The sequence below is a fragment of the Paenibacillus sp. V4I3 genome (assembly GCF_030817215.1).
Lineage (GTDB): Bacteria > Bacillota > Bacilli > Paenibacillales > NBRC-103111 > Paenibacillus_E.
The window spans coordinates 4,302,213-4,315,579 of sequence record NZ_JAUSZA010000001.1 but is presented as its reverse complement, the minus strand read 5'-3'; the positions used below and the strand labels follow the sequence as shown (position 1 = coordinate 4,315,579).

The 13,367-nt window shown below is 43.3% G+C and carries 12 protein-coding genes; all 12 read right to left on the bottom strand.

The annotated features are described in order from the left end of the window. Entirely contained in the window at positions 1 to 2,901 is a 2,901-nt protein-coding gene (locus tag QFZ77_RS19700) for an ABC transporter permease (RefSeq protein ID WP_307442023.1), read from the bottom strand. Positions 2,902 to 2,913: 12 nt separating this feature from the next. Continuing rightward, on the bottom strand, positions 2,914 to 3,957 hold the full coding sequence (locus QFZ77_RS19695) for an efflux RND transporter periplasmic adaptor subunit (protein ID WP_373462753.1): 1,044 nt from the start codon (positions 3,955 to 3,957) through the stop codon (positions 2,914 to 2,916). Further along, complete coding sequence (locus QFZ77_RS19690; RefSeq protein WP_307442017.1) at positions 3,932 to 4,639, bottom strand: ABC transporter ATP-binding protein; 708 nt, start codon at positions 4,637 to 4,639, stop codon at positions 3,932 to 3,934. The genes QFZ77_RS19695 and QFZ77_RS19690 overlap by 26 nt, the downstream gene beginning before the upstream one ends. Before the next feature lie 113 nt (positions 4,640 to 4,752). Then, positions 4,753 to 5,238, bottom strand: a complete 486-nt coding sequence (locus QFZ77_RS19685; RefSeq protein WP_307442014.1) for a hypothetical protein — start codon at positions 5,236 to 5,238, stop codon at positions 4,753 to 4,755. Positions 5,239 to 5,322: 84 nt separating this feature from the next. Continuing rightward, a complete protein-coding gene (locus tag QFZ77_RS19680; protein ID WP_307442012.1) occupies positions 5,323 to 6,684 on the bottom strand; it encodes an S-layer homology domain-containing protein in 1,362 nt (453 codons plus the stop codon). 195 nt (positions 6,685 to 6,879) lie between these two features. Continuing rightward, positions 6,880 to 8,223, bottom strand: coding sequence for an ABC transporter substrate-binding protein (locus QFZ77_RS19675; protein ID WP_307442010.1), 1,344 nt, complete (start codon positions 8,221 to 8,223; stop codon positions 6,880 to 6,882). Positions 8,224 to 8,279: 56 nt separating this feature from the next. After that, positions 8,280 to 9,293 (bottom strand): hypothetical protein, encoded by a 1,014-nt coding sequence (locus tag QFZ77_RS19670; protein WP_307442008.1) that lies wholly within the window; start codon positions 9,291 to 9,293, stop codon positions 8,280 to 8,282. 47 nt (positions 9,294 to 9,340) lie between these two features. Continuing rightward, on the bottom strand, positions 9,341 to 9,490 hold the full coding sequence (locus QFZ77_RS19665) for a hypothetical protein (protein ID WP_307442004.1): 150 nt from the start codon (positions 9,488 to 9,490) through the stop codon (positions 9,341 to 9,343). 101 nt (positions 9,491 to 9,591) lie between these two features. Then, positions 9,592 to 10,923, bottom strand: coding sequence for an ABC transporter substrate-binding protein (locus tag QFZ77_RS19660; RefSeq protein ID WP_307442002.1), 1,332 nt, complete (start codon positions 10,921 to 10,923; stop codon positions 9,592 to 9,594). Positions 10,924 to 11,123: 200 nt separating this feature from the next. Beyond that, positions 11,124 to 11,852: a hypothetical protein gene (locus tag QFZ77_RS19655; RefSeq protein ID WP_307442000.1), complete on the bottom strand. Its 729-nt coding sequence runs from the start codon at positions 11,850 to 11,852 to the stop codon at positions 11,124 to 11,126. 25 nt (positions 11,853 to 11,877) lie between these two features. Then, a complete protein-coding gene (locus QFZ77_RS19650; protein ID WP_307441998.1) occupies positions 11,878 to 12,615 on the bottom strand; it encodes a hypothetical protein in 738 nt (245 codons plus the stop codon). A 43-nt stretch (positions 12,616 to 12,658) separates the two neighbouring features. After that, positions 12,659 to 13,357: a hypothetical protein gene (locus QFZ77_RS19645; RefSeq protein WP_307441997.1), complete on the bottom strand. Its 699-nt coding sequence runs from the start codon at positions 13,355 to 13,357 to the stop codon at positions 12,659 to 12,661. Positions 13,358 to 13,367 lie beyond the last annotated feature (10 nt).

Below are 13,367 nucleotides of genomic sequence, written 5' to 3'. Positions count from 1 at the left end.
CTAATCCTCCCCCAACTTAACAGCTTGATGAATTCGAATTCGGGATACGAAAGACCCGAGTACTCCCAATCCAATCGCGATCATCATCGTGACAATCCAGTACAGCCGAACTTGATCCCGAGGGTCAAAGGTAACTTCGAATGGCGGAACCTGTGTTTTCGGATCAAACGACAATTCAAATAAGGGTACGAACAAGAGACTCGCCACGTTACCAGTCAGAATTCCAATGAGGATCGCCGCACCCGAGATCAAGATTTGCTCGCCAACAAGCATAAGAATCAACTGGTAAAAGGAAATGCCCATAGCTCTCAAAATACCGAACTGAAGCGTCCGAGCGAATAAGGATAGAACCCAATATAACAGGAAGCCAAAAAAGCAAATAAATATAGAAATCAGAAAACCAAGCGTCATCACACCATTAATGGCCATCTGGAAGGGATCCTTGATCGACTTAATCTGTTCCTGTTTGGCATCCCTCAAAGACTCTATCTCATAGCCATGATCGACGATTGCTTGATACACCGCTTGACTGCTTGCCTCTGGATTCAGCTTCAACCAAACCTCATAGGGCTCAAGTGCCAGATTGTTTTGAATATATGGCAGTTGGCCGATCACGAGATTTGGCTTCTTCAATTTCGTGGTGGAACCCTGCTTCGTTGTGGTTGTTACTGTATCATTTACACCGGGGTTTGGATTCCAAGATGGCCAATAATCAATTACCCCATACACGGTAAATTGGGCTCCTTCTACACCTGTCCAGCCTAGCGTCATCGTATCGCCAGGTTTCAGACTATATTCTTCGGCCATCGATTTCGATATTAAAACAGCAGATGGATTGCGTGCGATCAAGTTCAAATATTCATTGATATGATGATCAAGCAGTCTATCACGCATCCAAGCGGTTTCACCAAATTGTTTGCTTTCGATCCCCATCAACTGTATATTTTCAGTTGACTTTCCATGGATATATATCGCATCTTTTTTATTAAATACCTTTGCTGCTTGTTCCACGCCAGGCAGCTGCGTAAAAGGCAGGAATGACGGTTCCGTATATTGTGTCTTTAAAGGAGCTTCGGAAGAAGCTTCTGACTCAGCATCTTCCTCTTCAGACTCTTCCATTAAACCGGTCAAGATTGCCGGAGGGGCGTCATTCTCCCAACGAATCTGCATCGTAATATCAGCGCCTGCAGAGTAAAGGATTTTATCAGTCGTATTCTTATTGATCGTACGGGTTGCACTTGCACTGAATAAGCCTGTGGCAATGGTGATGATCAGAAAAACCATAATAAATTGATATTGAATGGTCGAGCGGCTAACTTGAATAAATGTGCTGTACAGAGAAGGTGGCCACCAACGTCTGCCAACCTGAAACACCAAACGCATAAACCAAGGGTAAATTCGAAGAATGAGCAGACCCATACCCAAAATAAAAAGTGCCGGAATGAGAAATAACAGCGGATCTACCTTTAAATCACCGGATTTTAAGCCTAGCGACAGCAGCTCTTTGATTCGCGTTTTATAATTATTCAATCCATATAGTGCTACCCCAATCAACATGACATCGATGAAATATTTGTGCCAGAAGGAGCTTTTTTCCTGTCTTGCCGACTGCTGTTTTTGTCCGACAATAGTAACCCTCATGGCAAGGAATACCGGAATCAGCGTCATCACAAGTGAGCTGGCGACAGCAATCAGCCCATACAAAAAAGCATCCCGATTCAGTTCAACGTCAAGCTTAGCCCGCTGTACGAATTCAAGAAAACCGCTAGATGCGCCCAATAGTTTTGTCAAAAAGGCCCCGAAATACGGTCCAACCAAGAAAGCAATTGCACCGAGTACTAAGCCCTCCACGACATAACTGAAAATAATTTGCAAGCGACTAGCACCCCGACTGCGTAATACGGCGATTTCAGTTTTCTGGCGTTCCGTGATCAGGTTTGCAACCATATACAAGTAAAAGGCAAGCATGAGCATAACAGGCACATTTAACGACCAGAGCATGAGCCTTAGACTTGCTTCTTTTACGTAATATGCACCCAGAGTTTGTAAGGCAGGAGCATTCATATTGTGAGTTTCGTACCGTTTATCCATATGGGCCGTGATAGTACGATGCGCATCAATGAAATCGTTTGTGGATACCAGCGACATTTTGCTGTAATCAAGGGCCAAATACCAGTAGCTAGACTGAAGATTTAGCTTGCTGCCTGCTGTGAATTCTTTTTCAAATAAATCAAAATTGATCAGAAAGCTGTTCTTATAGCTGCTTGGGATGTTATACCAAAATAGATCCGTGTAATCCTTACGATCGAATACACCTACAGGCTTGACGTAAACCGGTAGTTTCATCTTCTCATCTTGAATTGTAAAAACGGTATTCAGCACCATGCCGAGTTCTGTCAAAGCTTCTTTTACAACAAGCGCTTCATACACCCCATTAATCGGCTCTTTCTCCGGTAGACGTCCATCCACTAGCCGAATGTGTCCCTCCATTCCATCAATGGCAGAGAAATCCGCCGACCGCTGTCTGTTGATATCAACTTTGTCTGGTTCGGCCGGAGCAAGTCCGTATCGTTGCGTTGACCTCTCACGGACGAGTTGCTGGACAGGGAGGCCAAAGCGATGGCTGGCTTTGTTCAGAAATTCATCGGTTTCAGAAATTTTAGTATTCTTTTGCTCATCTTCCGGAACTAAATTTGCTGATAACCAATAGATGCCGGGATACTGACTGCTAGAGGTTTGCAATTGCTGCAGCTCCTGAATCAGTAATCTTTGCAAGATCGCGTTTGTATAAATCGGCATCGTACTCGTTAAAGCCACAGATAACACCAATCCGAACAGCAGGCTAAGCTCCAGCCATTTATTATTGATCATTTTGCGCAAGATCATGATAAATAATGCCAATCCCTTAACCTCCTAATTATTCAAAATAATCTTCTGCCCTTCGGTAATGCCTTTGCGTATCTCCACTTCCCTAGCCGCTACAATCCCTTTCTCCACATCGACCTCTTTCCTGCTTTCTCCTTCCATGACCTGTACATAATCGCGCCCCATATAACTGCGCAGCCCCGATCTTGGGATGACCCATACATTCTCTCGCTTTTCTGTTACAATCGTGATATCTGCTTGGGAACCGATCGTCACTTCTGTCGGTAATTCCTTCACGTTAATAAAGAGAGACTTCGAATTTTTATCCTGTACCGTTTTATTATCACTAATCGGTGCGGTCATAGGCGTTTGAACGACTTTCCCTACATACGTCTTGTCTTTTATTTTCACATTGACATCCATGTTGATTTCAACGCCAACCAAATCGTTCTGACTGGAGGCTGTATAAACGAGTTTCATCTTATTCGGGTCTGAGATCGTCACCAGCTGTTTATAAGCCGATACTTGATCACCCAGTTTCATAGGTTCAATGTAAGTTACGATGCCGTCGACCGTTGCAACGAGAGTCGTTCTATCCAATTGGCTCCGCAGTGATTTCAACTGAATTTGAGCGCTTTCATAATCGAGCATTTTCAAACGAACCGCAGGATCATCGCCACCCTTATCAGCTATTTCTTGCGCCATTGAAATTTTGATCTTTTCGAGCGTAATTTCTTGCAAACGAATTTTCATTTCAAGATCGCCTGTTTCCGTTGAAGCTACGACATCACCTGCATGTACTTTATCTCCCAATTTCACATTCATTGACGTCAATCTGCCGCCCGATTCTTTATAAAATAAGTAATCCATTTGATCCGATGCAAACGTCGCGACTCCCGTAATTTGCTTGGCTATATTGGCTTTCTTCACCTCAAAAAGCGTTAAGGATTCTGTGAGTGGTTGAACAAGCGGCGGTTTCAAATCTGGTTCTTCAACCGGCAGCAAAGAGCAGCCTGCCAAAGTCCCAGCCATGCACCATAATCCAAGCATCGGGAACAGCATTTTGCTAAGCTTGTTCGACAATTTGACCATCCTCCAATGTGTAAACATGATCGGCTACGCTCATAATTGAGGGGTCATGAGTCGTAATAATGATGGTCATCCCCTCGTGTTGAACCAAATCCTTGAATACCTTCATGACTTGAAGCCCCATCTTACTATCCAGTTCTGCAGTTGGCTCGTCAGCTAAAATCAAAGAAGGCTTATGAGCAATCGCTCTCGCAATGGCAACCCGCTGCTGCTCTCCCCCGGACATTTCGAAGGGCCGATGTTTCATTCTAGCTTTCAACCCTACGAATTCGAGCGCCCTTTCTGTATACTCCTTATAAAGTACGGATGGAATGCCCGCAATTCGCAAACCGAATTCCACATTCTCGTAAGCCGTCATCAGTGGAACCAGAGCAAAGGATTGGAAAATCAACCCCATGTGTGCACGTCTCAACTCGTTGCGTTTCTTCTCTGTGAATCCACTAATTTCGGCATCATGAAAGTACACTTTGCCTTCCGTTGGCCTGTCAAGGGCACCAAGCATATTCATTAATGTGGTTTTGCCGGATCCGGACCGCCCTTTGAGAGCGACTAGCTGCTTTGCCGGGATCGATAAGTTGGCTCCTTTCAGGGCGTGAACTGCTGTAGAACCGCGTCCGAACACCCTGGTAATACCTTCCGCCCTTATAAGAGCTTCAGTGTTTTCTTGTTGTTGCGCAATAGTCATGGTTACTCACACTCCTAAATATGCAGTTGCGTCTTATCATCCGAAGTTTTTGCAAAAAAAAAGAGGAAACATGGTTGCTTCCTCTTTTTCATTTTCAAACATGGATAACGCTATTATTGAAAAGCTATATTCTCAATTTTCGCTTCGCCAAAGCCATTATTCCATGCACTGACATCGACATTGAAATAAACAAGGCCCGTATATCCTCCTGGTAAGTCAATTACTGTTTCATACTCAAAATCACTACTGCCATTTTTCGTAATGTTGAATAAGTCTCCTTCATAAGTAGCTACGGTTACCGTAATATTTGCGTCTCTTTCAACGTAGTACGACCAACCGAATTTAATTTGGGAGATGTTTTCAACATAAGTTTCACCTCTGGATATGCCCGAACAATTTTCTTTATCACTGTAACCAGCCACCGTGGTGTAACCGTCACCGACATCAGCCGAGGAATAACAATGATTATAATTAGAATCACTGCTTGATAGGGTATTAATCCATTTTATATTAGGGTTTATTTGTGCGATAGCCGGCTGAGTTGATAAAAACAATGAACAGATAACAGAAAGCATGCTATAAAGCTTTATCTGCTTCATTTAATCACTCCTTATAAGAATTAATTTGCTATGTTGAAAAAACTCCAGTCCATTAACTGGAGTTTTTCATACAACGAAAGGATATTAACCGTTTTGCAGCGTCCATAAAACAAGTGCATCTAGAAGCTTCCACGCGTCCTCAGTCATTTTTTCATAATTACCGGTCTGAAAGTAGAATGAAAGACGTGCTTTTACTTCATACCCGCTATCGGAGTGGGATCCCTTATTATAATAGTACATGGTAGCTTCATTGCTTTTCCCAGGGATAGTGGCAATCTTAACTGCTTCCTTGCCCGGAAGACCGTAACCTATCGCGAATTTAGGGTTAGATTCTGTATACACTTGTACATCGTCGGAGAATCCAGCTGCAGCCTTTAATTTAGGGTCTACTATGGTAATTGATTTGAGATTATATTCATTCGTGTTTTCCTCTTGTGATGAAAGACCGAGATAGTACATGCCATGGTTCTTGGCATAGACAGTTGGAATCGCAACATCTTTCAAAATTCCACCTTTAAGATACTTGGAATTCAAGGTATTACTAATATAGAGCAAATCATATCCTTCCGTTTTTTCTACAGTGAATTTTCTATCAATAATATTAGTAACCCTAAAACCAAGAGCCTTCAAACGATCTTGAACAAAAACATCCTCCGCAGGTATGCTAGATGCATCCCTTCCTACATATAGCACTCTTTTTCCTTGTGCGGAAACTTCACTGGAAGGTGTGTCTGGCTGAGTCGTCGGTGTGCCCGGCTCTGTCGTGCCATCCCCCTCGAAGAGCTTCTTCGCTTCAAAGCTTGCGAGCGCTAACATTTTCCTTGTAGCCGATTTCGTGCCGCCAAATTTACCATCATCTTGGTTCGTCATGAGATTCTTTTCGAGCGCAAGCGCGACATATCCTTTTGCCCAAGCGTCCACAGTGTTGTCCGTAACAGGCGTGGCTTTTTTTGCATCTTCCTCCAAACCGATACCCCTGATGAGGAACGCTGCAAGCTCTTGCCGAGACACTGCACCGGACGGTTTATAAGTTTTCCCCTCAGCGTCATACCCGTTTGTTAGTCCTGCTTTCTTCAGCGCCTCGATATAGGGAAGTGCATAGGAATTTGCCGGATCATCAGCGCGAACATCGGTAAATGTAGAGCTTGTAAGCGTTTCATCAATTGTCAATTTAAAAATAATGCCAGCAACTTTGGCGAACTGAGCGCGATTCATTTCAGCATCTAAACCGAAAGTATCTTCCGTCAATCCGTTAAACACGCCGCCTTTAATCAGCGAATCAAATTTGTCCTTCACGTCTTGCGGCAAATCCTTCAAATCCTTGAAATCATCCACGGATTTAACGGCAGGAGTGTCGGCCGAATCGGTACCCTCTGCAAAAGCCAATGGAAGCAAAGTGAATGATAAAAGAAGAACCATTAATAGCGTTGATATAAGTTTTTTCAAACAGATCACCATCCAATATTAGATTAATAAAGAAACGAGCATGCGGTCAGTTAAGTAAATAACAGGTATTACTTTACACGACTTACTTTTTCACCTCCTCATTAAGGACATCTTCGCACTATCCCTACTCTATTACGAAAAGATGAATCGAATATAGGGGCTTTTACTCATGTTTATAGGTCTTTAAGAGGTTGATTATTTTTTTATAGATTTGTCGAGTGCAGCCTTTTCAGCCTTCTTTGTTTCAATTCCTTTCGTTGATTGTTCTTCAATCATACGCAGCGCTGTTACGGAATCTTTGGACTCTTTGAAAATCAAAGGTCCGAATACGTTCTGCATCGGAACGTCATACCAGGCTAAACCTGCTGCGCGTGCTGCCGGAGGCATAGCTGTTTTGCCGTGGAAAATAGCTTTCGTGTTCTTACCTTTCATTTGAGGCAAGTTTTGTCCGAATGCATCTTGAACCGCTTTGCTTTCCAAAGGCACGATTACACCTTCTTTTGCCAAATCGACTTGATGCTCTTCGGAGAGAATAGCGGCCATAACTTGAAAGGCTTGATCTTTTTTTGTCGATTGTTTCGTTATGTACATGGCGTATAGGTTCGGTTGATACCTAGTATCCGGAACATCACTAAACGAAGGTGCTGATACGACATCGAAGTTCAAGTTTTTGTTTTGTTCATGGAACGAAACAATATGGTCCACTGTTGCCACAGCCATGGCGATATTTCCTTTCGTCGCGAAAGTTTCGACGGTATCAAACTGATTGGCGGGAATATCATAGAAACGTCTCAAGTTGTCTACAATCTTTTTCCACTCTGGCGTGTTCAAGCTTGCCTTGTCTTCCGTTTGGCTAAGCGGAGAAACAGAAAGCTGATTGTAGTTCATATAATGGCCAGGGTTTTGAGAAAACCCTTTATATGTGATTTCGCCTTCCACACGGGTCAGCCTTTTGGCCATCTCGTAAGCTTCATCGTAGGTCATGCCGTCTTTCGGATAGTCGACGCCAAATTTGTCAAAAATGTCTTTGTTATAAAAGAGAACGAAATCGTTATTATTGAACGGCAAACCGTATATTTTCCCATCCGGCGTCATATTTCTCATCTGGGCCATGTGAGCCGGATTTAATTGGTTTGTATCGAAGTTATACTTTTTGATCAAATCACTGATGTCATACTGAAGATCGTTATCCATAATATATCTTTGCACATTCATACGGGTGTTATCGAGGATAATGTCCGGGATGGTGCCAGCCGCGATCAAGTCCTGATATTGTCTGCCCGGATTATCCCAGTGCACATGCTTAATCGTCATATCTGGAAATTTCTTTTTAAGAAATTGGCCGATTTGTTTGTCGAAATTTTCTTCTTTTGCATAAAAGGATGGCCAAACCGTGTAAATAAATAATTCGTTTGCAGGCGTTGAGTTCGCCGGTTTGTTAGTTGTAGTGACAGGATTTGAATCAAGACTACTTTCACAGCCTGTCAAAATCGTGAGCAATGAAACGATAAGTAAGGAGTTCTTTATATATTTTTTCATGGTGTTAAGTACCTCCATTGAAGAATAATTTCCCGAAACGATTGCTCCAGCAAAGATTAGCCGTTTTGCAACGTCCATAGGACGATATTATCCCAAAGCTTCCAGCCTGCGTCAGTGGAATTATCCTGCATCCCGTTGCTCCAATAGTAGAATGCTACTCGCGCTTTTACCGTATAGCCATTATCGGCTTTCGAGCCTTTGTCGTAATAATAAAGCGCAGCCTTCGTCTTATCTCCAGGGATCGTTGCAATCACTTTCGCTTCCTTGCCCACTATTCCGTAACTAACACCGTAACCGGTGTCAGCTTCTTTATACACGTCCACTGTGCCTGACAATCCGCCAGCTACCTTATGCTTGCTATCAACGATATCGATCGATTTAATTTTTTTAACCGTGGCTCCTTCCTCGAGCGAGGATAAGCCCAGATAGAACATACCGTGGCTTTTCACATAGACGGTTGGAATCGCGACATCTTTCATGACGCCACCCTTCAAAAACTTAGAGTTCACCGTTTGACTGAAATAGAGCAAGTCATAACCTTTGGTTTCATCGGCAGTGAAATCTTTATCGCCAAGCCTCGTAACAATGAAGCCCATGCCTTTCAAACGATCGGCCATAACAACATCTTCTGCAGGCACAGGAACTTGCTCCCGTCCAACAAAGAGCACTTTTTTCCCCTTTGGTGATATTTCAGGCTGCTGCGTTGGTTCGGGTTTGGTCTCAGGTTGTGTCGCTGCTGGCGTAGACGTCACGGAAGCTTTGGGAGAATCTGCAGGTACAGTCGTTGCCGAAGCCTTGGATGAATCTGTTGATGCAGGTGTTACTGAAGGTTTGGAAGATTCCGTTGGTGAAGGAGTTACCGAAACCACTGAAGTAGCTGTTGGTGTTGGTGTTGGTGTTGGTGCCGTAGAAGCCATGGAAGAATCCGAAGGCGCTGGCGTTATCGATGTGGTAGCTGATGCTGTGACTTTTGGCGAGACACTCGCCTCAGGATTTCCTTCGGATGACGAGCAGGCGATCACGGTTAATGTCATCAAAGCGATGACGAGCAGGATGAGAAAACGTTTCATTAACTAATTCCCCCTAAATTCTTGATTCAATCCCATCGGATACGATTTTACTTGGCAGCTTTCTCAGTTTGAATACCTTTAGTCGATTGCTTCGTGATATAAGATTCTTCTTCATAGCTCGCCTCCATTATTCGCCATGTAAACGCTTCTATTTTTAATAAAAAAATGAAGCGAGAACCGGCAACTTCGTTTGGCACTCTTATATATCCTTACTTTATTACTAATTAATTGCGCTTACATTAGGGGGGTAGTTCTATTTTATAGGTTGTTTGTTGCATCTTTCCGTACGGTGATAACCCTATTGGTATTGACTAGTTCCGCCATCTTTCTCAATCGCTTTCGTTTCTTCTATTGCTTTGTTCATGGCATCATTGGTCATGCGCAGTGCCGTTTGGCTATCTTTGGATTCTTTCGCAATTAAATTCCACACCATATCCGTATTCGAATCTATAAAGGTCAAACCCGGTTTACGAAGAGCAGGCTTAGCGCCGTTTAAATAAAAGAGTGATTGGAGATGCTTTCCCTTCCACTCCTGAATGCCTTGCCCGAATACCTGTTGTACAGCCGGATCTATTAGAGGAGAAATGATTCCTTGTTTGGACAGTTCGATTTGAAACTCTGTCGACAAAAGATAAGCAATGACCTGAAATGCCAGATCCTTCTTTTTGGATTGATTCGTTATAAACATACCGTTCGTGTTGGGCTGAAATTTAGATTTGGGTGCCTCCGGAAAAACAGGAACAGAAGACACATCGAAGTTTAAGCTTTTGTTCTCGCTAACCAATCTCACCGCATTTTCCAAGGAGTCCACAATCATCGCAATATTACCCTTAGAGAAGGCATTCGTTTTGACTAACTGATTTCCGGGAATTTCATAGAATCGCCTGATATTGTCTACACTCTTCACCCATTTATCTGATACCATGGAAGCCTTGTCTACGTTTGGGTCGAGTCCAGGTTCCGATAGCTGGTTAAACTTCAAATAATGGGCAGGATTCATCTGAAAACCTTTATAGGTGATTTCTCCCTCTTGACGCGTCAACTTTTTGGCCATCTCATAAGTTTCATCCCATGTCATGCCATCCTTCGGATATTCCACACCGAACTTATCAAAAATATCTTTGTTATAAAACAGCACCCACTCATTCGAATTAAAGGGCAGCGAATAGAGTTTTTCGTCTGATGTATTAATTGAATGCTGCATGTCTGCCGGGTTCAGTTTGTTAGTATCAAAATTGTATTTTTTGATCAAATCGGTCATGTCATATTGCATTTCGAATCTTCGAACCTGTCTGTACGTGTTGCGGCGTACTTCATCAAATACAATGTCGGGAATAGTGCCCGCCGCAATCAAGTCCTCATACCGTCTGCCCGGACTATCCCAATGGACATGCTTGACATTAATATCTGGGAACTTCTTTTTGATATATTGACCGATTTGCTTTTCAAAAATTTCTTCTTTGACGTAAAATGCAGGCCAAGCCGTATAGATGAACAATTCGTTCTCCGGCGATTCCGTTGATTTGTTGGCTACCGGAGTTTGATCAGAACTTGCAAGTTCTGACTTACAGCTAGTCAAGACTAAAAATGCCAGCGCAAAAAATAAGGATGATAATAGATACTTTTTCATTCTTTATTGAACCTCCTTTAAGATTCCCGCTTTCACGGAAGCGCTTTCTAAATAACTTTAATAGGAATGAATCGTGCTTTCATTAGGGGATCGTTCATTTTTATAGGTTGTTTATTGCATCCTTCCGTAAACGATGATAATAAAGAAAGGCCTCTCCTGAACGGAGAAGCCTAAAGAATTTGTTCCTTATAGATCGAGTATCACTTGCTACCGATCGCCCATTTCACGGCAGCATCGAAGAGCTTCCAGCCATCGTCGGTCTGGTTTATTTCTTCTCCGTTTACCAAATAAAAGTACACTTGACGTGCCGGTACAGGTTCGTTATTCAAGTTTTTGACGCCTTTCTCAAACGCGCAAATAACGGCTCTTTGGTCATCATCGGGAGCTGAGGCAACAATGACTCCCTCCTTGCTTGGTATGACGAAACCGATCTTCCCGTCTAGCTTATAGACGTCTACATTGCCTTTTAACCCAGCTGCCATCGGATGGTTGCCGGCTTTGATTGTAACGGTCTTACCGGAGTAATCGCCATTATCAAAGTCAGTCGATTTACCCGACAAAGCCACATCTCCTATATTTTGAGATTCGGCATAAATGACGGGTACTGGAGAAGCAATCAACTTGTTGCTAACTCGACCGGAGTTGACGGTTGAACTAATAAATACCAAAGCATATTTCAGCGCTTCGTCGGCGGTAAGCTCTTTGTCCGTAGTCACCGCGACTTCAAATCCGAGTGCTTTCAAATGTTTAATTGTAATTGCATCACCACCGCTCTCCCTGCCAACAAAGAGTGCTTTTTTGCTTTTTCCAGACACTTTCGGAGCATTAACCTCTTGGCTCGCATCAGGATTTCCCTGTGTTGCTGCTGTGCAAGCCGTAGCGACAATTAGAATCATGGCAATAATGAGAAGGCTCAATAATCGCTTCATGTAATATCCTCCCTAATAATGAAAGCTACTTTTTCCCGGTTGCCCATTTTATGGCGGCATCGAACAGTTTCCAACCACTTTCGGTTTGATTGATTTCTTCCCCATTGAACAAATAGAAGAACACTTCGCGCGCGACTACGGGCTGGTCCTTTGCGTTTTTCACGCCTTTCTCATAGGCGAAAATGGTTGCTTTTTGCTCCTCGTTCGGTACTGTAGCCACAACAATAGCCTCGGCGCCAGGGGTGGCGAAACCCATTTTTCCGTTAGCTTTATAGACGTCCACCTGGTTCTCTAGCCCTGCTGCAAGTTGATGCTTACTATCCTTGATTTGAATCGTTTTTGCCACGTTCCCTGCATCCAATTTACCGTATCCATCGGTAACCGTCATTCCTGTATCCGAGGTTGATTGAGGCTCGGCATAAATGACGGGTACGGCAGCCTTTACGAAATTGTCTCGGATTTTTCCGGAATTAACGGATTCGCTTACAAAGATTAGCGTATACCCATTCGCCTTTTCGGGAGTAACTTCTTTGTCCGCGATTACCGTGACTTCAAAGCCATGTACTTCTTTTAAGCGTTTGGTAACGATAGCATCTCCGCCGCTGTCTCTTCCGACAAATAGAACTTTTTTCCCATTACTCTGCGTTTTGTTCGGAGCTGTCGGTTGATTGGTCACGGAATCCATTTTGACCGGTACAGATGTACAAGCCATTAGCGCCATAAACAGCATTAAGACAGTGATCATGTTCACTAAACGTTTCATGAATCAAATCCCCTTTACCAAAATAGTAGTAAACGCTTAAAAATTACTTTTTCCCATTTTGTGCAGCCCACTGAATCGAGGCGTCTAAAAGCTTCCAACCTTCATCGGTCTGGTTCATTTCTTGCCCGGCAGGCAAATAGAAAAACACTTGACGAGCCGGGATCGGTTCATTTTTTACGTTTTTCGCCCCCTTTTCATAGCCGAAAATGACAGCTTTCTTATCGTCGCCTTGAGCCGTCGCAATAATGACCGCTTCTTTGCCCGGAATTGCGTACCCCATTTTTCCATTGCTGTTATAAACAATTACACGATCCTTCAACCCTGCTGCAAGTGGATGTTTGTTGTCTTTAATTTGTATGGTATTCACATCATTCAATTCCCCGTAATCCAGAATTCCCGTCAAACCGGCAATGCTGACCGACTGAGTCTTGGCATAGACAACGGGAACAGTGGAACTCTTCAACTGGGCATCTATTCTGGAGGAGTTGACGGAATCGCTTATAAACACGACGCCATAGCCGTTTGCTGCATCCGCTTTAAAGACGCTGTCCGTTGTATCCATGACTTGATAGCCAAGCTTTTTCAAATGACTAATGATAATGGGATCGTTGCTGCCTTCGTTCTTTTTGACATAAAGCAATTTTTTGGCATTTGAGGGTGCAGTAGCAGTTTCCGTCGATGAACATGCCATCATAGAAACCAAAAGTATGACGATAACGAATAAGGCAGTAACTCGTTTCATTTTCCATAAT

Bases quoted from the DNA above. Each gene is read 5' to 3' on its own strand.
- QFZ77_RS19695 (WP_373462753.1), bottom strand. From the start codon at position 3,957: ATGGTCAAATTGTCGAACAAGCTTAGCAAAATGCTGTTCCCGATGCTT.
- QFZ77_RS19690 (WP_307442017.1), bottom strand. From the start codon at position 4,639: ATGACTATTGCGCAACAACAAGAAAACACTGAAGCTCTTATAAGGGCG.
- QFZ77_RS19645 (WP_307441997.1), bottom strand. From the start codon at position 13,357: ATGAAACGAGTTACTGCCTTATTCGTTATCGTCATACTTTTGGTTTCT.
- QFZ77_RS19675 (WP_307442010.1), bottom strand. From the start codon at position 8,223: ATGAAAAAATATATAAAGAACTCCTTACTTATCGTTTCATTGCTCACG.
- QFZ77_RS19685 (WP_307442014.1), bottom strand. From the start codon at position 5,238: ATGAAGCAGATAAAGCTTTATAGCATGCTTTCTGTTATCTGTTCATTG.
- QFZ77_RS19655 (WP_307442000.1), bottom strand. From the start codon at position 11,852: ATGAAGCGATTATTGAGCCTTCTCATTATTGCCATGATTCTAATTGTC.
- QFZ77_RS19670 (WP_307442008.1), bottom strand. From the start codon at position 9,293: ATGAAACGTTTTCTCATCCTGCTCGTCATCGCTTTGATGACATTAACC.
- QFZ77_RS19660 (WP_307442002.1), bottom strand. From the start codon at position 10,923: ATGAAAAAGTATCTATTATCATCCTTATTTTTTGCGCTGGCATTTTTA.
- QFZ77_RS19650 (WP_307441998.1), bottom strand. From the start codon at position 12,615: ATGAAACGTTTAGTGAACATGATCACTGTCTTAATGCTGTTTATGGCG.